We start from the raw sequence: 20,558 nt of genomic DNA, 5'->3' as shown, positions 1-20,558 counted from the left end.
CGCGTGCAGCGACCGGCCTGCGGCGTCTTGGCCATTAAGATGATTGCGCACAAGCGATAATCCCTGTGATACGAGGAGCCATCACGGTCGAAGGCCGCCATGTGCAGGTCGTGGCAGGGGCGACGGGGCATTGACGGATCAGCAGGAACGCACCCGCTTCGAAGCGGAGTTTGCGCGCATCGGCGCGAGTTCCGACCCGTTCGTATCCGCCGTTCGGGCGACGCGGATGCCTATGCTGATCACCGATCCCAATCAGCCGGACAATCCGATCGTCTTCGTCAATGCCGCCTTCTCCACGCTGACCGGTTACGCCCATGACGAGATCATCGGGCGGAACTGTCGGTTCCTGCAGGGGCCCGAGACCAACCGCGCCGATATCGCCAAGATCAGAGCGGCCATCGCGCGCCGGGTGCCGATCGAGATCGAGCTGTTGAACCACAAGAAGAGCGGTGAGCTCTTCTGGAATCGGCTCCTGATCTCGCCGGTCTTCGATCGCGACGGTGAGTTGACCTATTTCTTCGCGTCGCAGTTCGACGTGACCCTGGAGCGGGACAAGCTCGCGCGGATGCATCGCGACCGGCTGGCGCTGGAGCTGGAGGTGGAGCGTCGCACCAGCGACCTCACCCGCAGCGAAGAGCGGCTGCGCTTCATCCTGAAGGCCGGACGCTTCGGCTCCTGGACCCTCGATCTCGCCGACATGCGCCTGGTGGCCTCCGAAACCTGCAAGGAGAATTTCGGACGGGCGGCCGACGACCCGTTCAGCTACGAGGATCTGATCGCGGCGATCGATCCCGAGGACCGCCCGCGCATGCAGGCGGCGGTACAGACCTCGATCCGCGAGCATAGCGACTACGACATCGAGTACCGGGCGCGCACGCCGCGTGGCGAGCTGCGCTGGCTGCAGATCCGCGGCCAGACCTTCTACGACGCGGTCGGCCAGCCGCTGAGCATGGCCGGCGTCTCCATCGACGTGACCGAGCGCAAGCGCGCGGAGGAGCACCGCACCCTCCTGGCCGACGAGCTGAACCACCGGGTGAAGAACTCGATGGCGACCATGCAGTCCATCGCGCACCAGACTCTGCGCAACGCATCCTCCGTGGAGGAGGCCCACAAGACCCTCGACGCACGGCTGCAATCGCTCTCGGCCGCCCACGACGTTCTGACCCGCGAGAGCTGGATCGGCGCCACGCTGACCGTGATCGTGGAGGGCACATTGCAGCCGTTCCGCGGCGGCGCGAGGCAGAGGTTCCTGATCAACGGCCCGGAGGTGTGGCTGACGCCGCGCCTGACCCTCGCCTTCACGATGGCGCTGCACGAGCTGGCGACCAACGCAGTCAAGTACGGCGCCCTGTCGAACGACAGGGGACGGGTGATCCTGAACTGGGACGTGGTGGATGGGGCGAGGCCAGCCCACCTCTGGTTCCGTTGGGAGGAAATCGGCGGACCTGCGGTGACGGCGCCGGCCCGCGGCGGCTTCGGCACGCGCCTGATCGAGCGGGCGCTGGCCGCCGAGATGGGAGGCTCGGCGGAAATCGAGTACCGCCCCCGCGGCGTCGTCTTCACCCTGGACGCGCCGTTGCCCGACCGGAGACCGGCCGCAGCGGAGGACCCGACGGCCTGAGGACCTCGAGCGCCGGCGCACCGCCGTTCACGTCATGCGCGTCAGGACGGCCTCGTTCCAGAACCTGCGATGCAGGAAGGCCATCGCGGCATGGCCGAGGACGACCGCCAGGAGCGTGAAGCCCAGCCAGTAATGGAACAGATCGGCGGGAAGCATCATCCAGGCGATCTTCGTGTCCCGCTCCGGCATCAGGGGGAGACCGTAGGGCGCGAAGGGCTTGCCCGAACCGTACTGACGCAGCAGCGCGAGGCCGGGGACGAGGATCATCAGCAGATAGATCAGGCCATGACCGGCCACGGCGGCGCGCCCCGGAGCGCCCGGATGTGACGGGCGCCGGTGGAGATTCGCGAGTCCCCAGGCCCCGCGCAGGAGCACGAGCACGAACAGCGTGAAGCCAAGGGTGAAGTGGCTCCCGCCGACGAGGCGCGTGAGCGCGGTGTCACCGATCGCGATGTAGAGCAGCGCGCCCGTGAATTGCCACGCGAAGAGGGCGGCCATCAGCCAGTGGAAGCCGCGGCTGATGCGGCCGTAGCGGTGCGGGGTGTCCAGCCAGACACTCTGCGGCGCGGCTTCGCGGTTCATCGGCCTGGTCATGCCGCGGTCTCGGTCCACAGGTCTCCGGCCATGGCGTCGGCTTGCAGGATCTCGGACGCCGCGGCGGTGAGCGCATGATCCGGTCCGGGCTGGCGCAGATAGGTGGCGAGGTCGCGCGCGAGCCGCTCCAGCCTATGGCCGCGCATGAATCCCTGCAAGCCGACCGAGCGCTGGGCCAGCTGGAGGACATCGAGGCCGGCGCGCTCGACCGCGAGGCGGACCAAGTTGATGTAGGCGACCACGCGTGCGGGCGGCATCCCGGCGTCCGATGCGACCTGCGCGCCGCGCTCGATCCAGAGCCGCGCCCCCTCGACCGCGATGGCTCCCTCGCCGAGGCGGGCCAATTGGTGCGGGTCGCCGCCCCGGCCGGTCCGGTTCAGGTGGCCGCGCCAAGCATCGAACACGGCTTCGATGCCGCCAAGCTGGACCGCAGCAAAGCGCCACGCGCCGCCCGAGAAGGCCGGCTGCTGGAAATAATCGTCGGGCTGGCCCAGGATGTCGCCGGCATTGACGGCGAGACCGGTGAAATCGACCGTGCCGGTCGCCGAAGCGCGCATGCCCTGCGCGCGCCAGGCCGAGAGATCGGCCCGGGTGCCGGCTTCGAGCGGCACCACCATCATCGCCACGCCGGCCCGGTCCGGATGCCGGGCGGTCACGAGGGCGCGGGTGACGTAGCCGGCGCCCGACGCGAAGGTCTTCACGCCGAGGAGTTGTCCGTCGGTATCGCGCGCCTCGACCCGCAAGCCGCCCTCGGCCGGCTCCGTATTCCAGACTCCGAACAGATGACCGGCGCGCGCGTCGGCGAACAGGCGGCTTCGCTGGTCGGGCGTGCCGTACCGGGCAATGAGCTGGATGGCGTTGACGTGTCCCTCGTAGAGTCGGCCGAGGGCGAGGCTGCCGTAGCCGACCAACCGCAGAACCTCGGCCAGGGCGCCGGCTCCCGGCTCCGTCCCCAGGCCGGCCCCGCCCTGTTCCACCGGGACCGGGGCGGCGAGCAGCCCGAGCCGCGCGAGATCGGCAACATCGTCCTGCGGGAAGCCGCCGTCATGGTCCTGGGCATCCGCGCGCGCCGCGGCGGCGGCGGCAATGGTTCGGGCGGCCGCCTCGGAATCGTAGATCGGGTCCAGACGGGTCCACTGGTCCATGCGTCTTTCCCCTTCAGGTCGCGGCCGGGCGCGGCGGAGTGCGCAGACCGCACCACCGATCCATGCACGCTGAGCGCCTAGCATCGCGATCCGCGCGGCCCGTTACAGGAGCGCAGCTGCGCAGGGTCGAGCGCTCGGATGTCGTCACGTCTCGCCTCCTACCCGCACTGGATGCGGAAGATCATAGAAAGCTAACCTGAGAGTGAACCACCCTTTCCTCATCCGGGGCTGCGACCAATGCGACCGCACTCGGCCGGGTCGGCGGCTGCGCCGCGATGGTTCAGTTCAAAGTCCGGTTGGCGCGCAGCTGCGACACCGCGAGGTCGACGAAGGTCCGCACCTTCGCGGGTGCGCGCCGGCCTTCGGGATACAGCACGTGGACGGGTATCGGTGCCTCCTCGTACTCGTCGAGCACGATCCTGAGGCGGCCTTCGAGCAGATCCGGGCCAATCTGGTAGTGCAGGACCCGCGTCAGCCCCCAGCCTGACCGGGCGGCGGCGATCGGAACCTCGTTGGTGTTGCTCTGAAGGGTGGGATGGACGACCACCCGCTCGTTCCCCGCGAACCGCCATTCCGGCGACGCCCAGGCGCCGGTGGAGACTGCGATCCGGTGCCGCTTCAGATCCGCCGGCGTCGTCGGCACGCCGTGGCGCGCGAAATAGGCCGGGGCGCCGCAGATGACATGGCGGACCGACCCGACCCGGGCCGCCGTCAATCCGGAATCGGTCAAGCGGCCGATCCGGATCGCGACATCGATCCCTTCCTCGACGATGTTGACGGGCCGATCGACGAACAGGGTCCGCGCCGACATGGTCGGGTAGGTGTCGAGGTAGTGGGTCACGATCGGGAGGACGTGCATCTTCCCGAACAGCACGGAGGCCGTGACCGCGAGCGTCCCCGAGGGCGTCGCATTGGAGCCGGCCGCCGCCGACTCGGCCTCGGCGATGTCGGCCAGGATCCGCCGGCAATCCTCGTAGTAGCGGCTGCCCGCCTCCGTGAGCTTCACGGAGCGCGTCGTCCGGATCAGGAGCCGGGCGCCGATGGTCTCCTCGAGGGCCGCCACAGCACGCGTGACGGCCGGCGGGCTCATGTGCAGGAGGCGGGCGGTCTGCGCGAAGCTCCCCGTCTCGGCGACCTTGGCAAAGACGCGCATGGTTTGCCAACGATCCAAGGCCTCGCTCCTGGGCTTCGCGAAACGGACCGCGCCGCCGACGCCCGGTCCAGGCTCCCCTCACCCGCCGGGCCGGTGATCAGAACCCGAAATGGCTCAGGCCCGGATGATCGTCCGGCCGGCGTCCGAGGGGCCAGTGAAACTTGCGGTCCGCTTCCGCGATGGGCAGCTCGTTGATGCTGCTGTGCCGGTAGCGCATCAGCCCGTCATCGGCGAATTCCCAGTTCTCGTTGCCGTAGGCCCGGAACCAGTGGCCGCTGTCGTCGTGGTACTCATAGGCGTAGCGCACGGCGATCCGGTTACCGGTGAAGGCCCAGAGCTCCTTGATGAGGCGGTAGTCGAGCTCCCGGTTCCACTTGCGGGTCAGGAAAGCCTCCACCTCCGCGCGTCCGTTCAGGAACTCGGCGCGATTCCGCCAGCGGGTATCGGTCGTGTAGGCCAGGGCGACCTTGGCCGGGTCGCGGCCGTTCCAGCCATCCTCGGCGAGGCGGACCTTCGCGATCGCGCTCTGCTCATCGAAGGGCGGCAGCGGGGGACGGGACATGGTGTACTCCTGGGGTGCGCGAGGTTGCGGGACCCGGGCCCGATATCGACGCCGCGCACAATGATCGGCCGCCGACGATCCCGGAAGGTGGAAAACGGAGTCGGGTGAAGCGTGCCGGGCGTCACAGCGCAAGCTGCACCCGGTCCGTGCCTTCGGCGGGCACGGCCGAGCAGATCAGCACTTCGTCCTCAGTTACGGCGGCGCTCGGTTCCTTGCGATAGGTCACGGCGCCGGCGAGCAGCTTTGTGCGGCAGGTCCCGCAACTGCCTTCCCGGCAACTGAAGGCGGGTGCGAGGCCGCGGGCTTCGGCGAGGTCGAGGAGGCTACCGGACTCGGGGGTCCAGCGCGCCTCCTTGCCGGTGTCGAGGAAGGCGACGGGCACCGGTTTCGTTGAGGGTGGCGGGCGGGGCGGCGTGGCGCCCTCCGACCCCGCCGTCCGGACCAGCGCGGAGGGGCCGAACGCCTCCGCGTGGATCCTGTCGTCCGACACGGTGTAGCCGCGCAACCCGTCATAGAGCGCCTGCGTGAAGGTCGGCGGCCCGCACAGGTAGAAGTCGTAATCGGCGAAAGACAGGAAGCGCGTGAGCAGCGCCATGTCGATCCGGCCCGCGGCCTCGTAATCGACGCCGGCCCGGGCGTCGGAGACGTCGCTCAGGACGCGCACGATCCGGACGGAGCCCTGTGCCGCTGCGGCCAGCTCGGACAATTCCGCGTCGAAGGCGCGATCGGACCGCGCACGTGCGGCGTAGATGAGCGTGGTCGGTCGGATGTTGCGGGTGCGCAGGCCCTCGTAGACCACGTGCCGAAGCATTGCCAGGAGCGGCGTTATCCCGACGCCGCCGGCCAGCAGCACCGCGGGGCGCGCCGCGTGGGCATCGAGGGAAAAATCGCCGCCGGGCGCCCGCGCCTCGATGATGTCCCCAACCTGGAGGCGGTCGTGCAGGTGCTGCGAGACGATGCCGTCGCGCTTCACGCTGATGCGGTAGGTCGGGTCGGAGGGCGCGACCGAGAGCGTGTAGGTGCGGATCACCGGCGCGTCCGCTCCGGGCAGCGTCACGCGGATCGGGAGATGCTGGCCCGCACGGTGCGAGAGCCGTCCGGCTCCGTCGTCCGGAGCCAGATGGAAGGACCGGATGGAGCGGCTCTCGTCGGTGATCTTCGTCACCCGGAAGGGCCGCCAATGCGCGGCACGCTCGGTCGCCCGGACGCGATCGGCCGCCTCCACCCAGTCGCCGGTCATCAGCGCGTTCGGCGACCATCCATCCGCCTGGAACGACCACCGCAGCGGGAGGGCGCCCCGCCGACGGATGACCCGGCGCGGCCGGAAGCTCCAGAGACGCTCGGCGCCCTGGAAGGCGGCGAGCTCTGGCGAATCCAGGATCACGGCGGCGTCGCCGGTCAGGTGGAGAAGATCACCCGTCGCGAAATCGGTGAAGACCAGCCCTGCCCTGCCGTTGAGGTGGATGTTGCCGAGGGTGGCGAAAAACAGGTTTCCGGCGAAGTCGGGGATCGTGAGCGTACCGTCCGCAGCGACACGGACGAAGCCCGCCTTGCCGCCGCGATGCGAGACGTCGACCTGGCGCCGGCCCTCGCGGTCGGCATACGACGCCACGAAGAACGTGTCGGCCGCCGCGATCAGGGACCGCGCCGCCTCGTCGAGATCCGCGCGCTCCTCGACCGGGGCAGCGACGGGCGCGCGAAGATCCCCGAGGACGGTCATGTCGCGGAGCTGGATGTACTGCGGACAGTTTCCGAAACTCTGATCGACGTCGAAGTGCAGGATCCCGCCGGCCGTGGATCGGACGATCCCGTTGACGCGGTTCCGTCGACGGCTGTGCAGCTCGATCCCGAGGAGACCGATCGCGTCGCCCTCCCCCGTACCCTCAGCCGCGGGATCGCCCGGGTCGGGCCGCACGGCGATGTCGAGGGCCGTCGGTGTCGGTGAGGTGATGAAGCCCGGGCCGCCGGCGAGAAGCGTGGCCCAGGCATCGCCGCGCCGGTCGACGCTGCCGAGAACGACGAAGGGAATCTGCGCATAGAAGGCGCGGTGCTGATCGGGCATGAAGTCCCGCACCACCCTCTGTCCGATCATTTCCATCCGTTCGGCGGCGCCGACCGTCTCCTGAATGGACTTTTCGCCGGCATGCCAGGTCGGCAGCTTCGCAAAGGTCTGACCGTCATCCATCATGGCGCCCTCCGCTCGATTCCGCTCCCGGATGCGGTTGCATCCAGGCCTGCCGGTCACCCCGCGGCCGTGAGGCCGGCGAGTGTCTTCGCGAGAGGGACGAAGCCCGGCAGGCTTTCGACCCGGCGCAGGAACGCCTCGACGTTCGCATAGCTCGACAGATCCACGTTGCCCTCCGGGGCCCGGGCCAGGTAGCTGTAGAGTGCCACATCCGCGATGGTCGGCCGCTCGGCCGCGAGCCAGTCCCGCCCATCGAGATGCGCCTTGAGCCGCGCCAGAAGCGTGTGCGCCCGGGCGATCACCTCCTCCGGATTGAACGTGGCGCCGAAGACCGTGATCAGCCGGGCGGCGGCCGGTCCGTAGGCGAGTTCACCCGCCGCGACCGATAGCCAGCGCTGGACCGCCGCCGCGCCCTGCGGATCCTCGGGCAGCCAATCCGACCGGCCGAGCCGTTTCGCGACGTAGACCAGGATGGCGTTGGAATCGGCGACGATCACGCCGTCGTCGTCCAGCACCGGTACCTGACCGAACGGGTTCATCGCGCGAAAGGCCGGTGTCCTGTGCTCGCCCGCCTTCAGGTCGACCTCGACCAGCTCATGCGGCGCGCCGACCAGGGACAGGAACAGGCGAGCCCGGTGCGCGTGGCCCGAGAGGGGATGATGGTAGAGCTTCATGGTGGCGGTTCTCCGTCGGTGGCCGGGATTGCCCCGCGCCGCGACGGTAGAATGCTGCCGTCGCGGCTTCGGCGGAATGCGCGTTCTGCGCAGCACATCATTCCGGAAATCGGAATAATCATCGGCGCCTGTCGCCAGCCTGGCGCGAGAGCCGGGATTGCGACCAGTCCTCGGATCCGTGCCGGCGCGCCGATGCCGCGCGCGAAGGTTCGGAGACGTGAGGAGCGGTTGGAGGGATGACGTCCTCTTTTCGGGTTGCACCTGCGGGATCCGCGTGCTCGTCTCACCCGCCTTCGCCTCCGCCGGGCCCGCGGACGGGTCGTCGATAGGATTCTCGCCATGGGCCATCTCTCGACGCACGTGCTGGACACCACCTCGGGCAGGCCGGCTGCCGGCGTGGTCATCGAACTGCGCCGCCTCGCCGCCGACGGGACGGCGGAGCCTATCGCCTCGGCTGTCACCAATGCCGACGGGCGGACCGACGGTCCCCTGCTGGACGAGGCGACCCTGTCGGCCGGCACCTACGAATTGCTCTTCCACGTCGGCGCGTATTTCGCCCGGACGGGCCTGGACGGATCGCCACCCTTTCTCGATGTCATCCCCGTCCGATTCGGGGTCTGCGACCCGGACGGGCGCTATCACGTCCCCTTGCTCGTCACGCCGTGGAGCTACGCGACCTATCGCGGAAGCTGACGTGGTCCCGCGCCGGAAGGAACGGGTGGCAGGGCTGAAGAGCCGCGTCGAAGGCCGCGCAGAGAGGGGCGGGACGCAACCTCCGAAAGGACCGCGCGGGCCTTGACACGGGCTTCATAACCGAAGAGCCTAGTTTTCAGGCGCGGGGCAAAGCTGCCCAATTTCGCGCCACAATGTCTCGACCTTTCCCGGCGATGCCGCCCGCAGTGCTCACGCACTGGCGGGCTTTTTGCGTTCTGAAGGATTGCATGGGCCTCAGCCATCACAGCATCGGCATCCTGTTCTCCACGGACGGTCCCTACGGCCTCGTAGGGCGGGCCATGCTGAACGGGGCACGGCTGGCGGTCGAGGAAGTGAACGCGCAGGGCGACATCACCCTCGAGCCGGTGATCTGCGACCCGCAGGGCGCCCTCGCCGGATACGTCGCCGGCGCCGAACAGCTCCTCGGCGCGGGCATCCGCCACGTCGTCGGTTGCTACACCTCGTCGAGCCGCAAGGAGATCATCCCGATCTTCGAGAAGCGGGATGGATTGCTCTGGTATCCATCGCATTACGAAGGCTTCGAGACGTCGGCGAATGTGATCTACACCGGCGCCGCACCGAATCAGCACATCGTCCCCCTGGTCCGATACCTGCTCGCCCGGGGCGGCCGTACCGCCTTCTGCGTCGGGTCCAACTACATCTGGGCATGGGAGAACAACCGGATCCTGCGCGAGACGCTGGCGATCGCGGGCGGCCAGGTCACGGGTGAACGCTATCTCGCAGTGGGCGAGACCGCCCTCGGGCAGGTGATCGAGGCGATTCTGGACGCGAAGCCGGACTTCGTCTTCAACACCCTGATCGGGACGTCGGCGTATCGCTTCTTCCGCGATTTCCGGAACGCCTGCCGCGCGCGCGGCATCGACCAGCCGCGGACATTGCCGGTGGCGAGCTGCAGCCTCGCCGAGCCGGAATTGGAGGAGATCGGGCCGGAGGCGGTCGACGGTCACCTGTCGTCGAGCGTCTACTTCACGTCGATCGACTCTCCCCGAAACCGGGCCTTCACGGCCGCCTATGCGGCGCGCTTTCCGGACGGGCCGACCGCGTCGGCCGATACCGAATCCTCCTACATCGCGGTCCATCTCCTGGCGCGGGCGCTGGCGCGGGCCGGGACGGAGGACGCCGCGACGGTGCGCAGGACCGCCTGCATGGACGCGTTCGACGCGCCGCAGGGGCCGGTCCGTCTCGACGAGACCACGCTCCATGCCTGTCTGACGCCCCGGATCGGCCTCTCGACGGCGGCGGCCCGCTTCAGCATCGTGGCGCAGGCGGACGAGCCGGTGGCGCCGGATCCCTATCTCGTGCGCAGCGACCCGCGCGTCGTGCCGGTGAGCCGGCGTCCGCGCCTGCGGGTGGTGCCATGATGAATCCCCGCCTGATCCAGAACTTCAGTGGCGCGCAGGCCCTGCTGATCGCGCCGCCGGGCACCGCCACCGACGTTCTCGCCGGCACCCTGTTGAAGCTGGGGCTCACGGTCGCCTCGGTCGTCCCGGCCGGCGAAGCGCCCTGGCTCGATTTCGAGAGCCTCGACCCCGAGCGCCACATCGTCATCGTGGACGGCGACCTGCCGCTGCCGGGCATCGCGGCGAGCTCCGTCTCCGATCTGCCACCGGTGCCCGTGGTCGGGCTCGTCGGCGCCGAGGCGCCCAGCCGGCTCAAGGGGCTGCTCCAGCTCGGCGCCACCGGGCTGCTGCGCAAGCCGATCCACGGTGCCTCGGTCTACGCCGCTCTGTTCCTCGCGGTGAACGAGCACAACCGGCGGCGCGTGCTCGAGGAACGGCTGGCCCGCCACGAGGAGCGGCGGCGCGGCCGGCGCCACGTCGTCAAGGCGATCCTGCGGCTGATGCAGGAGCACGGCCTCGACGACGACGCGGCCTACGAGGCCCTGCGCCGCGAAGCGATGCGCGCCCGCCAACCCCTCGAAGCGTACTGCGAAACGCTGATCCGCGCCCGGCCGTCTCCCGTGGCGCCCACCGTGGCGCCGCGACTGGCCCGATCCTGAAGTTCTTTCGCCCCCCCGAAGACGAGGATGCCCTGATGCCGAGAACGCCCCGCGGATCCCGCCTGTCCGCCCTCGCGGCCGCCCTGCTCCTGAGCACACCTTTGGCCGCCCCCGCGGCCCGCGCCGCCGACCCAATCAAGCTCGGCGTCCTCGAGGACCAGTCCGGCGACTTCGCCCTCGCCACGATCGGCAAGGTCCACGGAATCCAACTCGCCGCGGACGAGATCAACGCCGCCGGCGGCATCGCCGGGCGCAAGCTGGAACTCGTGATCTACGACACGCAGTCGGACAACACGCGCTATCAGGAATTCATGCGCCGCGTGCTCCAGCGCGACAAGGTCAACGCCGTCTTCGCGGGCTTCTCCAGCGCGTCCCGCGAAGCCTACAGGCCGATCGTCGACCAGCTCGACGGCTTCGTCTTCTACAACAACCAGTACGAGGGCGGCGTCTGCGACGGCCACATGGTCATCACGGGCGCGGTGCCGGAGCAGCAATTCTCGACGCTGATCCCGTGGATGATGGAGAAGTTCGGCAAGCGGGTCTACACGATCGCGGCCGACTACAATTTCGGTCAGATCTCGGCCGAGTGGGTGCGCAACATCGTCAAGGAGAACGGCGGCGAGATGGTCGGGGAGGAATTCATCCCCCTCGGCGTGTCGCAGTTCTCGCAGACGATCCAGAACATCCAGAAGGCCAAGCCCGACATCCTGATGACGCTGCTCGTCGGCACCGCGCAGGCCTCCTATTACGAGCAGGCGGCGGCCGCGAACCTGAAGATCCCGATGGGGTCCTCGGTCAATATCGGCCAGGGCTACGAGCACAAGCGCTTCCAGCCCCCGAGCCTCGCCAACATGTACGTGACCACGAACTACATCGAAGAGGTCGACAGCCCGTCGAGCAAGGCCTTCCTCGCCAAGTGGAAGGCGAAGTTCCCGAACGAGCCCTACGTCAACCAGGAGGCCGAGAACTCCTACCTCGCGGTCTACCTCTACAAGCAGATGGTAGAGCGGGCGAACGGCTCGACCAAGCGGGCCGACCTGCGCAAGGTCATCGCGGCCGGCGACGTCTGCGTGGACGCGCCGGAGGGCAAGGTCTGCATCGACCCCAAGAGCCAGCACGCCTCCCACACGATCTCCCTCGCCAAGGTCGACGAGAAGCACGCGATCTCGTTCCCGAAGACCTGGGACAACATCCAGCCCTACTGGCTCGGGAAGGCCGGCTGCGACCTGACGCAGAAGGATCCGATGGCGCAGTACACGCCGAGCAACCCGCCCAAGCCCTGAGGCGCACGATACCGCCGGGGCCCGTGCGCCCCGGCCCCCTCCGTCATGATCGGGCCTCCTGGATGGATCTGCTGACCCACGCCTTCACGTTCCTCTACCAGATCGGCGACGCGTTCTCGTTCCTGGTGCTCTCCGCCTGCGGTCTCGCGGTGGTGTTCGGCATGATGGGCGTCATCAACCTCGCGCACGGCGAACTCATCATGTGCGGGGCCTACGTGACCGCGGCGACGACGCGGGCCGGGCTGCCCCTGCCCCTCGGCATCCTCGCGGGGGCGCTCGCGGCCGGCGCCGTCGGCATGGTGATGGAGCGCCTCGTCATCCGCCACCTCTACGGCCGGCCCCTGGACACGATCGTGGCAACCTGGGGCATCAGCCTCGCGGCGACGCAGGGCACGCTGATCCTGCTGGGCTCCAGCATGCCGGGGATCGGCACGCCGCTCGGCAGCTTCGCGGTCGGCGGCTACTCCTACTCGACCTATCGCGTGGTCCTGATGGTCGCCGCCGTCGCGGTGCTGGCCGGGCTCTACCTCGCCTTCAACGCCACCCGCTTCGGCACCCTGGCGCGGGCCACCATCCAGGTGCCGCACATGGCCGAGGCCCTCGGCGTCGACACGCGCACCGTCTACGCCCTGACCTTCGGCCTCGGCGCGGCGCTGGCGGGCCTCGCGGGCGGGCTCTACGCGCCGACCATGACCATCGTGCCGACCATGGGCACGACCTTCATCATGGAGGCCTTCGTCACCGTGGTGGTCGGCGGCGCCGACATCTTCCTCGGCACGGCGCCGGCGGCGCTCGTACTCGGCACGGTGCGGGCACTGCTCACCACGTGGCAGGGCCAGCTCTTCGGGCAGATCGGGCTCCTCGTCGCGGTGATCCTGGTGATCCGGGTGCTGCCGCGGGGCATTTCGGGCCTGATCCTGCGCGAGCGGGCGTGAGGCCATGGTGATGAGTCTGGCGATGACCCTGCTCCGGCGCCTCGAAGGCCCGCAGACCCTGGGACGCGGGCCGGCCTTCTGGACCGCGTTCGCGATCGTGATCGCCGCCGCCATCGCCTATCCGTGGTTCGCGGACGGCTACACGGTCGGCAACACCGCCTACTTCTTCTGCTGGGTGTTCATGGCGCTCGGCCTGTGCCTAATCTGGGGCTATGGCGGCGCGCTGAGCTTCGGCCAGACCGCCTTCTTCGGCCTCTCCGGCTACGCCTACGGGGTGCTCACCCTCAATGTCGGCGCCGCCTACGGTTTCACCCTGGCGGCCCTGGTGCTGGCGGTGGCCCTCTCGGCCGTCATGGCGGCGCTCCTCGGCTATTTCCTATTCTTCGGCCGGATCGGCGGCGTGTTTCTCGGCATCATCACCCTGTCGGTGACGCTCGCCCTGGAGCGCTTCATGGCGCAGACCGCCGGCCCGGAATGGAAGATCGGGGCGGCGCGCCTCAACGGCTACAACGGCATGAGCGGCATGCCGCCCCTGACCGTGCCGTGGTTCGACGGCGAAATCGTGCTGTTTCCCGACGTCGCCCTCTATTACGGCCTCCTGGGTCTGCTGATCGTCGTCTACCTCGCGCTGCGCATCCTGGTGAACGCCCGGTTCGGCAACGTGCTGGTGGCGATCCGCGAGAACCCGGAACGGGCCGAGATGCTGGGCTACGACGTCCGGCGTTACCAGCTCGCCGCCTTCGTGATCGGCTCGGCCCTCGCGGGGCTGAGCGGCACCCTCTACACCGCCTGGGGCCAGTACATCACGCCCTCCAGCATGGGCCTCACCGCCGCCGCGCTGCCGGTGATCTGGGTCGCGGTCGGCGGCCGCGGCGACCTGACGGCCACGCTGATCGGCACGCTCGTGGTCCTCGGCGGCTTCCAGGCGCTGACGATCTACGGCAGCCAGTACGCCCTCGTGGTGATGGGCCTGCTCCTCGTCGTGGTGGTGCTGGCGGCGCCCGACGGCCTGGTGGTGGCAGCCATGCGCGGGCTCGGCCGCCTGCGCCGCCGGGAGGCCGGCCGATGACTCCGCTCCTCGAGACCCGCGCTCTCAGCAAGCATTTCGGCGGCCTCCACGTCACCAACGACGTGAACTTCGCCCTCGCGGCGGGGGAGATCCACTGCCTGATCGGGCCGAACGGCGCCGGCAAGAGCACCTTCTTCCGCCTGCTGCTGGGCGAATACACGCCGGAGCGGGGGCAGATCCTCTACGCCGGCGAGGACATCACCGCGCTCAAGCCCTTCGCGCGGATCCGCCGGGGCATGAGCGTCAAGTTCCAGGTCCCGGGCATCTTCCCGAGCCTGTCGGTCGCCCACAACCTGGAGATTGCGCTCCAGCATCATCTCGAGGGGGCCTCGCTCGGCGCCGAGATCCGCCGGCTGCTCGCCTTCCTCAACCTCAGCGCGGCGGCCTCCGAGCGGGCCGGCAATCTCAGCCACGGGCAGAAGCAGTGGCTGGAGATCGGCATGGCGATCAGCCTCAAGCCGCGCCTGCTCCTCCTCGACGAACCCACCGCCGGGATGTCGCCGGACGAGACCTTCGCCACCGGCGCGATGGTACAGGCCCTCAACCGCGACGGCGTCGCGGTGCTGGCCATCGAGCACGACATGGCCTTCGTCCGGCAGATCGCCCAGCGGGTGACCGTGCTCCATGTCGGGCGCATCTTCGCCCAGGGCACCACCGACGCGATCATCGCGGACGAGCGGGTGGCGGCGATCTACCTCGGCGAGACGGATGCGCCACCCCTGCGGAGTGTCGCCGATGCCTGAGCCGCTTCTCGCGACCACCGGCCTGCGGGCCGGCTACGGCGGCAAGCCCGTGCTGCAGGGGGTCGACCTCGCGGTCCGGCCTGGTGAGATCGTGGCGGTGATCGGCCGCAACGGCGTCGGCAAGTCGACGCTGATGCGCAGCCTCGTCGGGCTGCTGCCCGCCTCCGGGGGCGGCATCGCCTTCCGGGGCGCCGCGGTCGAGGGCCTCGCCGCCCACCGGCGCGCCCGCCTCGGCATCGGTTACGTGCCCCAGGGCCGCGACGTCTTCCCGCGCATGAGCGTCGCCGACAACCTGACGGTCGGCGCGTCCCTGCTGCCGAAGGGCGAGCGGCCGGATTACGAGCGCGCCTTCGGGCCGTTCCCGATCCTGCGGGAGCGGCGCAAGCAGCGGGCCGGAACCCTCTCCGGCGGCCAGCAGCAGCAGCTCGCCATCGGGCGCGTCCTCGTCGGCGGACCCGCCCTGATCCTCCTCGACGAGCCGTCCGAGGGCATCCAGCCCTCGGTGGTGCAGCAGATCGGCCGCACCCTGGTCGATCTCAACCGCCGTACCGGGGTCACGATCGTGTTCGTGGAGCAGAACCTCGACCTGATCCGCGCCATGGCCCAGCGCAGCTACGTCATGGACAAGGGCCGGATCGTCGCGGAGCTGACGGCCCGGGACCTCGACGACCGCGACCTCGTCCGGCGCCACCTCGCCGTCTGACACCTCAATCCGTCAACCAAGGGAGAGACGACCATGCAGTGGCTCGATCAGTCCATCATGGCCCGCAAGGGTGTCGCCGGCGGCAAGTCCGGCCAGGAGCACACGATCACCGAGGCCGAGCAGGGCCGCTACCACTACGTCTACGGGCCCTTCGCCGAGCCGGTCCTCACCGTCGATCCGGGCGCCGTGGTCACCGTCGAGACCCACGACGCCTTCGAGGGCAAGATCCGCCACGAGACCGACAGCCCGACGCAGATCCTGAACTTCCCCTATCTCAACCCGCAGAACGGGCCGATCTACGTCAACGGCGCCGAGAAGGGCGACTGCCTTGCGGTGGCGATCCGCTCGATCCGGCCGCGCGGCCCGCAGCCCTGCGGTACGACGCTGATCATGCCGGAATTCGGCGGCCTCGTCGCCACCGGCGACACCGCGCTCCTCAACCCGTCCCTGCCCGAGCGGGTGCGCAAGCTCGAGGTGACGGCCGAGAACGGCGTGCGCTGGAACGACCGGATCACGCTGCCCTACCAGCCGTTCATCGGCACGATCGGCACCTCGCCGGAGATCGAGGCGATCTCCTCTCTGCAGCCGGACTATTACGGCGGCAACATGGACCTGCCCGACGTCGGCGTCGGCGCGGTGATCTACCTGCCGGTGAATACCGAGGGCGCGCTCCTGTATCTCGGCGACTGCCACGCCGCGCAGGGCGACGGCGAGCTCTGCGGCGTAGCGGTGGAGCACCCGACCCACACGACGGTGCAGATCGACCTGATCAAGGGCTGGACCTTCCGCTGGCCGCGGCTGGAGACCGCCGACTTCTACATGACGATCGGCTCGGCCCGGCCGATGGAGGACGCCGCGCGCATCGCCTACCGGGAGCTGGTCCGCTGGCTCGCCGCCGATTTCGGCTTCGACGAGATCGACGCCTACATGCTGCTCACGCAGTGCGGGCGCGTGCGGCTCGGCAACATGGTCGATCCGAAGTACACGCTCGGCGCCTCGATCACGAAGGCGATCGCCCACGCCTGATCGGCGACGGAGGAGGATGGCATGGATCTCGGGCTCAGAGGCCGCCGGGCGCTGGTGACCGGCGGCACCAAGGGCATCGGCGCGGCGATCGTCGACCTGCTTGCCGACGAGGGGGCGGCGGTCGCCCTCTGCGCCCGCAACGCCGCGGAGGTCGCCGCCAAGGTCGACGCCCTGCGCGCCAAGGGCGTGGCGGCGACCGGGCGCGCCCTCGACGTCGCCGATCCCGCCGCCCTGCGCGGCTGGGTCGCCGAGGCCGCAGGGGAGCTCGGCGGCCTCGATATCGTGGTGCCGAACGTGAGCGCGCTGGCCGTCGGAAGCGACGAGGCGGCGTGGCGCAGCGGCTTCACGGTCGACATGATGGGCACCGTCACGGCGGTCGAGGCGGCGATGCCGTTCCTCGAACGCTCCGAGGCCGGCGCGATCGTCGTCATCTCCAGCGTCTCCGGGCGCGAGATCGACTTCGCGGCCGGACCCTACGGCGCCTTCAAGGCGGCGCTGATCCACTACGCGCAGGGGCTGGCCTTCCAGCTCGCGCCCCGGAACATCCGCGCCAACTCGGTCTCGCCCGGCAACACCTACTTCGCGGGCGGCGTCTGGCACCAGATCGAGACCGGCAACCCGGCGCTGTTCGCCGAGGCGCTCCGGCTGAACCCGACCGGCCGGATGGCGCGTCCGGAGGAGGTGGCCCGCGCGGCCGTCTTCCTGGCGAGCCCGGCCGCGAGCTTCATCACCGGCACCAACCTCGTGGTGGACGGCAGCCTGACCCGCGGCGTGCAGTTCTGAGACTTTCGAACGCCCTCAGGCGACATCCGGAAGCCTGAAGCGGCGACGGGACCGGCCTGCCGCGCATCGGCAGGCGGGATCGGGACACCGTCCCGAAGGACACGCGCGGCCGGCCCATGCGCATCGGATGTTCGGCGACGAAGTCTGGAGATCGCGGATATCGACCACACTTGCGACGCAATTCGCCTGCTCTCGGCTCTGTAGAGACAAGCTTGCCAGGCGCGCTGGCACGCGGCACTCTCAAGCTTGGCCTTTCGCGCGACGGAGGCACGTTGCGCGGTCGCGCCGGGCTGCAGGACAGGGAAGTCCAGGGCGATGATGACGGACGATCGCATGGCCGGCGGGCTCGACGAGCGCGGGCGCCCCGGACCCGACGCGGGGCTTCTCAGCCGCCGGTCGTTCCTGGCCGGCTCGGCTCTCGGAATCGGCGCCCTCTCGCTCGGCGGGTGCGGGACGACCGACACCCTGCTCATGGCCGAGGCGGCGAAGACCTACGGGCCGATGCCGAACGAGAAATTCCCGATCCCGGCGGTCGACATCAGCAAGGTCAACCCGAAATACTATCGGCGGACCGTCCAGTACGCCTCGTCGGAAGCGCCCGGCACGATCGTCGTCGATCCCGCCAACTATTACGTCTACCGCATCGAGGGCGACGGCGCTGCCACGCGCTACGGCGCCAATGTCGGCCGTCAGGGCTTCCTGTGGAACGGCAACGCGTATGTCGGTCGCAAGTCCGAATGGGCGACCTGGACCCCGCCCAAGGAGATGATCCGGCGCCAGCCCGAGGCGGCGAAATACGCCCGCGGCATGCCCGGCGGACTCGACAACCCGCTCGGCGCCCGCACGCTCCACCTCTACCAGAACGGCGCCTATACGCTCTACACGATCTACGCCAGCAGCGACGCCGAATCGATCGGCACGGGCATCACCAGCGGCTGCGTCGGCCTGCTCAGCCAGGACATGATCCATCTCTACGCGCAGACGCCCGTCAAGACGAAGGTGGTCGTGCTCCCGGCCTGAGGGCGGGCATCCGCCGCGCGCGATCCCGGACGGAACGCGTCAGTTTCGCCGATGGCGGTGCCGTTCCCGCTCCCCGGCGGCCTCGACATGCTGCAGGATCGGGTCTTCTGGACGTCCGACAGCGCGCCGGGAGCGCCCGCCATGGCCTACGCGACGACGATCGAAGGCACACGCTTCACCTTCCCCGACCTGCGCCGCCTCCTCGCCAAGGCGACGCCGGAGCGGTCCGGCGACCAGCTCGCCGGCCTCTGCGCCGACGGGCCGGTGGAGCGCCTGGCCGCGCAGATCGCGCTGGCGGACCTGCCGCTGAAGACCTTCCTGGCCGAGGAGCTGATCCCCTCGGAGGAGGACGAGGTCTCCGACCTGATCGCCCGCCGGCACGACGCGGCGGCCTTCGCGCCGGTCTCGTCCCTCACGGTCGGCGCCTTCCGCGAGTGGCTGCTCTCCCCCGCCGCCGACGCGCGGGCGCTCGCCGCCCTCGCGCCCGGCCTCACGCCCGAGATGGTCGCGGCGGTCTCCAAGATCTGCCGGCTGCAGGATCTCGTCGCGGTGGCCGCCAAGCGGCCGGTGGTGACGCGCTTCCGCTCCACGATCGGCCTGCCCGGACGCCTCGCCACCCGCAACCAGCCGAACCATCCGACCGATTCGTCCGAGGGCATCCTGATCTCGGCCCTCGACGGCCTGCTGATGGGCTCGGGCGACGCGGTCATCGGGGTGAACCCGGCCACCGATTCCCTGCCGGACTACATCCGCATCGTCGAGCTTCTGGAGACCCTGCGGCTGCGCCTCGACGTGCCGACCCAGCATTGCTGCCTCGGCCACGTCACCGTGGCGATCGAGGCCATGGCGAAAGGCGCGCCCGTCGACCTCGTGTTCCAGTCGGTGGCCGGCTCGCAGAAGGCCAATGCCGGCTTCGGCGTCGACCTCGCCGTCCTGCGCGAGGCCTCGGAGGCGGCGCGGGCGCTGGGCCGCTGCCCGGCGGGCGGTCAGGTCATGTATTTCGAGACCGGCCAGGGCTCGGCCCTCTCGGCCGACGCCCATTGGGGCGTCGACCAGCAGACCATGGAGGCGCGCGCCTACGCGGTGGCGCGCGAGTTCGACCCGCTCCTCGTCAACACGGTCGTGGGCTTCATCGGCCCCGAATACCTGTACAACGGCAAGCAGATCATCCGGGCCGGGCTGGAGGACCACTTCTGCGGCAAGCTGCTCGGCCTGCCGATGGGCGTGGACGTCTGCTACACCAACCATGCCGATGCCGACGGCGAGGACATGGACGCGCTCCTGACCCTGCTCTGCGCGGCCGGCGTCAACTTCGTCATCACCGTGCCGGGGGCGGACGACGTGATGCTGAACTACCAGTCGCTGTCCCACCACGACGCGGTCTTCGCCCGCGAGACCCTGGGCCGTCCGCCAGCCCCGGAATTCGAGGCGTGGCTGCGCGACGTGCGCATCACGGACGCGCAGGGCCGGCTCACCAGCGCCACGGGTGAGTTGCCCCCGGCCCTCGCCGCGGCCACCCGGCTCCTGCCCGGGCGGGCCGCGTGAGCGAGCCGGCCGAGCCGGCCCACGCGGGCACCCCGACGCTGCGCGATCTGCGCGGGCTGACCCAGGCCCGCATCGCCCTGGGCGCGCACGGCGCCGGCCTTCCCACCGGCGCGGCGCTCGCCTTCGGCCTCGACCATGCCCGCGCCCGCGAGGCGGTCTGGACGCCCCTCGACGCGGCCGCGATCGGCGCAGCTCTGCGGGCCCAGGGCCTGGAGTCGGTCGAGGTCCGCTCCGCCGCGTCCGACCGGACGGAGTACCTGCGCCGGCCGGACCGGGGCCGCAGCCTCGCTCCGGAATCCGCCACGGTGCTCGACGGGCACGGGCCGGGCTTCGACGTCGCCATCGTGATCGCGGACGGGCTCTCGGCCACGGCGGTCGCGCTGAACGCGGTCCCCGCCGCCTCCGCGCTCGCCGCGCGGGTGCGCCGGGCGGGCTGGAGCCTCGCCCCGGTGGTCGTCGCGAGCCAGGGGCGGGTGGCGATCGGCGATCCCATCGGGGCGCGGCTCGGGGCGCGCTGCGTCGTGGTGCTGATCGGGGAGCGGCCGGGCCTGTCGGCCTCGGACAGCCTCGGCTGCTACGTGACGTTCGGCCCGGAGCCGGGGCTGCCCGATTCCCGGCGCAACTGCCTCTCGAACATCCGGGAGGGCGGCCTTTCGGTCGAGGCGGCCGCCGGGCAGATGGAGGCGCTGCTGCGGGCGATGCTGGCCCAGGGCACCAGCGGCGTCGCGCTGCGCCGGGAGGAGACCGCCGATCCGAAGGCTCTCCCGGACGCGCGGGACTGAC

General features: G+C 70.1%; 20 protein-coding genes. 14 read left to right on the top strand and 6 right to left on the bottom strand.

What is annotated here, in order from left to right; genetic code table 11:
* The first annotated feature begins 130 nt into the window (after nt 1-130).
* Nucleotides 131-1,621, top strand: a complete 1,491-nt coding sequence (locus PQI07_RS15605) for an HWE histidine kinase domain-containing protein (RefSeq protein WP_274926914.1) — start codon at nt 131-133, stop codon at nt 1,619-1,621.
* A gap of 27 nt (nt 1,622-1,648) precedes the next feature.
* On the opposite strand, the gene PQI07_RS15600 is transcribed toward PQI07_RS15605, so the two are convergent.
* The 6 genes from PQI07_RS15600 to PQI07_RS15575 form a co-directional block, all read right to left on the bottom strand.
* The gene (locus PQI07_RS15600) at nt 1,649-2,215 is read right to left on the bottom strand and encodes a cytochrome b (protein WP_446720954.1); all 567 of its coding nucleotides are present in this window, start codon (nt 2,213-2,215) and stop codon (nt 1,649-1,651) included.
* On the bottom strand, nt 2,212-3,360 hold the full coding sequence (locus PQI07_RS15595; protein ID WP_043758693.1) for an acyl-CoA dehydrogenase family protein: 1,149 nt from the start codon (nt 3,358-3,360) through the stop codon (nt 2,212-2,214). Before PQI07_RS15595 ends, PQI07_RS15600 begins: the two co-directional genes overlap by 4 nt.
* A gap of 280 nt (nt 3,361-3,640) precedes the next feature.
* The gene (locus PQI07_RS15590; RefSeq protein ID WP_043356396.1) at nt 3,641-4,531 is read right to left on the bottom strand and encodes a LysR family transcriptional regulator; all 891 of its coding nucleotides are present in this window, start codon (nt 4,529-4,531) and stop codon (nt 3,641-3,643) included.
* 79 nt (nt 4,532-4,610) lie between these two features.
* On the bottom strand, nt 4,611-5,075 hold the full coding sequence (locus PQI07_RS15585; RefSeq protein ID WP_075380669.1) for a nuclear transport factor 2 family protein: 465 nt from the start codon (nt 5,073-5,075) through the stop codon (nt 4,611-4,613).
* A gap of 121 nt (nt 5,076-5,196) precedes the next feature.
* Nucleotides 5,197-7,260: a 2Fe-2S iron-sulfur cluster-binding protein gene (locus tag PQI07_RS15580; protein WP_043761349.1), complete on the bottom strand. Its 2,064-nt coding sequence runs from the start codon at nt 7,258-7,260 to the stop codon at nt 5,197-5,199.
* Nucleotides 7,261-7,316: 56 nt separating this feature from the next.
* Nucleotides 7,317-7,934 (bottom strand): glutathione S-transferase family protein, encoded by a 618-nt coding sequence (locus PQI07_RS15575; RefSeq protein ID WP_274926913.1) that lies wholly within the window; start codon nt 7,932-7,934, stop codon nt 7,317-7,319.
* Between the two features lie 339 nt (nt 7,935-8,273).
* Between PQI07_RS15575 and uraH the strand changes: the two genes are divergently transcribed.
* The 13 genes from uraH (at nt 8,274) to eutC (ending at nt 20,557) form a co-directional block, all read left to right on the top strand.
* The gene (gene uraH, locus PQI07_RS15570; RefSeq protein ID WP_053610606.1) at nt 8,274-8,627 is read left to right on the top strand and encodes a hydroxyisourate hydrolase; all 354 of its coding nucleotides are present in this window, start codon (nt 8,274-8,276) and stop codon (nt 8,625-8,627) included.
* Nucleotides 8,628-8,875: 248 nt separating this feature from the next.
* A complete protein-coding gene (locus tag PQI07_RS15565; RefSeq protein ID WP_274926912.1) occupies nt 8,876-10,030 on the top strand; it encodes a transporter substrate-binding domain-containing protein in 1,155 nt (384 codons plus the stop codon).
* Nucleotides 10,027-10,668, top strand: coding sequence for an ANTAR domain-containing response regulator (locus PQI07_RS15560; RefSeq protein WP_274926911.1), 642 nt, complete (start codon nt 10,027-10,029; stop codon nt 10,666-10,668). The genes PQI07_RS15565 and PQI07_RS15560 overlap by 4 nt, the downstream gene beginning before the upstream one ends.
* A gap of 35 nt (nt 10,669-10,703) precedes the next feature.
* On the top strand, nt 10,704-11,951 hold the full coding sequence (locus tag PQI07_RS15555; RefSeq protein WP_274926910.1) for an urea ABC transporter substrate-binding protein: 1,248 nt from the start codon (nt 10,704-10,706) through the stop codon (nt 11,949-11,951).
* A 62-nt stretch (nt 11,952-12,013) separates the two neighbouring features.
* Complete coding sequence (locus tag PQI07_RS15550; protein WP_043356373.1) at nt 12,014-12,886, top strand: ABC transporter permease subunit; 873 nt, start codon at nt 12,014-12,016, stop codon at nt 12,884-12,886.
* 22 nt (nt 12,887-12,908) lie between these two features.
* Nucleotides 12,909-13,955, top strand: coding sequence for a branched-chain amino acid ABC transporter permease (locus PQI07_RS15545; protein ID WP_420845310.1), 1,047 nt, complete (start codon nt 12,909-12,911; stop codon nt 13,953-13,955).
* Complete coding sequence (locus PQI07_RS15540; protein ID WP_075380671.1) at nt 13,952-14,698, top strand: ABC transporter ATP-binding protein; 747 nt, start codon at nt 13,952-13,954, stop codon at nt 14,696-14,698. The genes PQI07_RS15545 and PQI07_RS15540 overlap by 4 nt, the downstream gene beginning before the upstream one ends.
* Complete coding sequence (locus tag PQI07_RS15535; protein WP_274926909.1) at nt 14,691-15,401, top strand: ABC transporter ATP-binding protein; 711 nt, start codon at nt 14,691-14,693, stop codon at nt 15,399-15,401. The genes PQI07_RS15540 and PQI07_RS15535 overlap by 8 nt, the downstream gene beginning before the upstream one ends.
* Before the next feature lie 33 nt (nt 15,402-15,434).
* A complete protein-coding gene (locus tag PQI07_RS15530) occupies nt 15,435-16,427 on the top strand; it encodes an acetamidase/formamidase family protein (protein WP_053610608.1) in 993 nt (330 codons plus the stop codon).
* 21 nt (nt 16,428-16,448) lie between these two features.
* Nucleotides 16,449-17,210 (top strand): SDR family NAD(P)-dependent oxidoreductase, encoded by a 762-nt coding sequence (locus tag PQI07_RS15525; RefSeq protein WP_043352173.1) that lies wholly within the window; start codon nt 16,449-16,451, stop codon nt 17,208-17,210.
* Nucleotides 17,211-17,525: 315 nt separating this feature from the next.
* Nucleotides 17,526-18,230 (top strand): L,D-transpeptidase, encoded by a 705-nt coding sequence (locus PQI07_RS15520; RefSeq protein WP_043385757.1) that lies wholly within the window; start codon nt 17,526-17,528, stop codon nt 18,228-18,230.
* Between the two features lie 141 nt (nt 18,231-18,371).
* Nucleotides 18,372-19,775 carry an ethanolamine ammonia-lyase subunit EutB gene (locus PQI07_RS15515; RefSeq protein ID WP_274927730.1) on the top strand — a complete coding sequence of 468 codons (1,404 nt, stop codon included), beginning with the start codon at nt 18,372-18,374 and terminating at the stop codon, nt 19,773-19,775.
* The gene (gene eutC, locus PQI07_RS15510) at nt 19,772-20,557 is read left to right on the top strand and encodes an ethanolamine ammonia-lyase subunit EutC (RefSeq protein ID WP_274926908.1); all 786 of its coding nucleotides are present in this window, start codon (nt 19,772-19,774) and stop codon (nt 20,555-20,557) included. Before PQI07_RS15515 ends, eutC begins: the two co-directional genes overlap by 4 nt.
* Nucleotide 20,558: the final 1 nt, after the last annotated feature.

It is taken from the genome of Methylobacterium sp. 092160098-2, assembly GCF_028920805.1.
In the GTDB taxonomy this organism is placed as follows: domain Bacteria; phylum Pseudomonadota; class Alphaproteobacteria; order Rhizobiales; family Beijerinckiaceae; genus Methylobacterium; species Methylobacterium fujisawaense.
Note: the sequence above shows the minus strand (reverse complement) of the source record. Positions and strands in the feature narration are given on the sequence as shown.

Coding starts and splice junctions, on each gene's coding strand:
- PQI07_RS15600 (WP_446720954.1), bottom strand. CDS start 2,215: ATGACCAGGCCGATGAACCGCGAAGCCGCGCCGCAGAGTGTCTGGCTG.
- PQI07_RS15595 (WP_043758693.1), bottom strand. CDS start 3,360: ATGGACCAGTGGACCCGTCTGGACCCGATCTACGATTCCGAGGCGGCC.
- PQI07_RS15585 (WP_075380669.1), bottom strand. CDS start 5,075: ATGTCCCGTCCCCCGCTGCCGCCCTTCGATGAGCAGAGCGCGATCGCG.
- PQI07_RS15580 (WP_043761349.1), bottom strand. CDS start 7,260: ATGGATGACGGTCAGACCTTTGCGAAGCTGCCGACCTGGCATGCCGGC.
- PQI07_RS15575 (WP_274926913.1), bottom strand. CDS start 7,934: ATGAAGCTCTACCATCATCCCCTCTCGGGCCACGCGCACCGGGCTCGC.
- uraH (WP_053610606.1), top strand. CDS start 8,274: ATGGGCCATCTCTCGACGCACGTGCTGGACACCACCTCGGGCAGGCCG.
- PQI07_RS15565 (WP_274926912.1), top strand. CDS start 8,876: ATGGGCCTCAGCCATCACAGCATCGGCATCCTGTTCTCCACGGACGGT.
- PQI07_RS15560 (WP_274926911.1), top strand. CDS start 10,027: ATGATGAATCCCCGCCTGATCCAGAACTTCAGTGGCGCGCAGGCCCTG.
- PQI07_RS15555 (WP_274926910.1), top strand. CDS start 10,704: ATGCCGAGAACGCCCCGCGGATCCCGCCTGTCCGCCCTCGCGGCCGCC.
- PQI07_RS15550 (WP_043356373.1), top strand. CDS start 12,014: ATGGATCTGCTGACCCACGCCTTCACGTTCCTCTACCAGATCGGCGAC.
- PQI07_RS15545 (WP_420845310.1), top strand. CDS start 12,909: ATGACCCTGCTCCGGCGCCTCGAAGGCCCGCAGACCCTGGGACGCGGG.
- PQI07_RS15540 (WP_075380671.1), top strand. CDS start 13,952: ATGACTCCGCTCCTCGAGACCCGCGCTCTCAGCAAGCATTTCGGCGGC.
- PQI07_RS15535 (WP_274926909.1), top strand. CDS start 14,691: ATGCCTGAGCCGCTTCTCGCGACCACCGGCCTGCGGGCCGGCTACGGC.
- PQI07_RS15530 (WP_053610608.1), top strand. CDS start 15,435: ATGCAGTGGCTCGATCAGTCCATCATGGCCCGCAAGGGTGTCGCCGGC.
- PQI07_RS15525 (WP_043352173.1), top strand. CDS start 16,449: ATGGATCTCGGGCTCAGAGGCCGCCGGGCGCTGGTGACCGGCGGCACC.
- PQI07_RS15520 (WP_043385757.1), top strand. CDS start 17,526: ATGATGACGGACGATCGCATGGCCGGCGGGCTCGACGAGCGCGGGCGC.
- PQI07_RS15515 (WP_274927730.1), top strand. CDS start 18,372: ATGGCCTACGCGACGACGATCGAAGGCACACGCTTCACCTTCCCCGAC.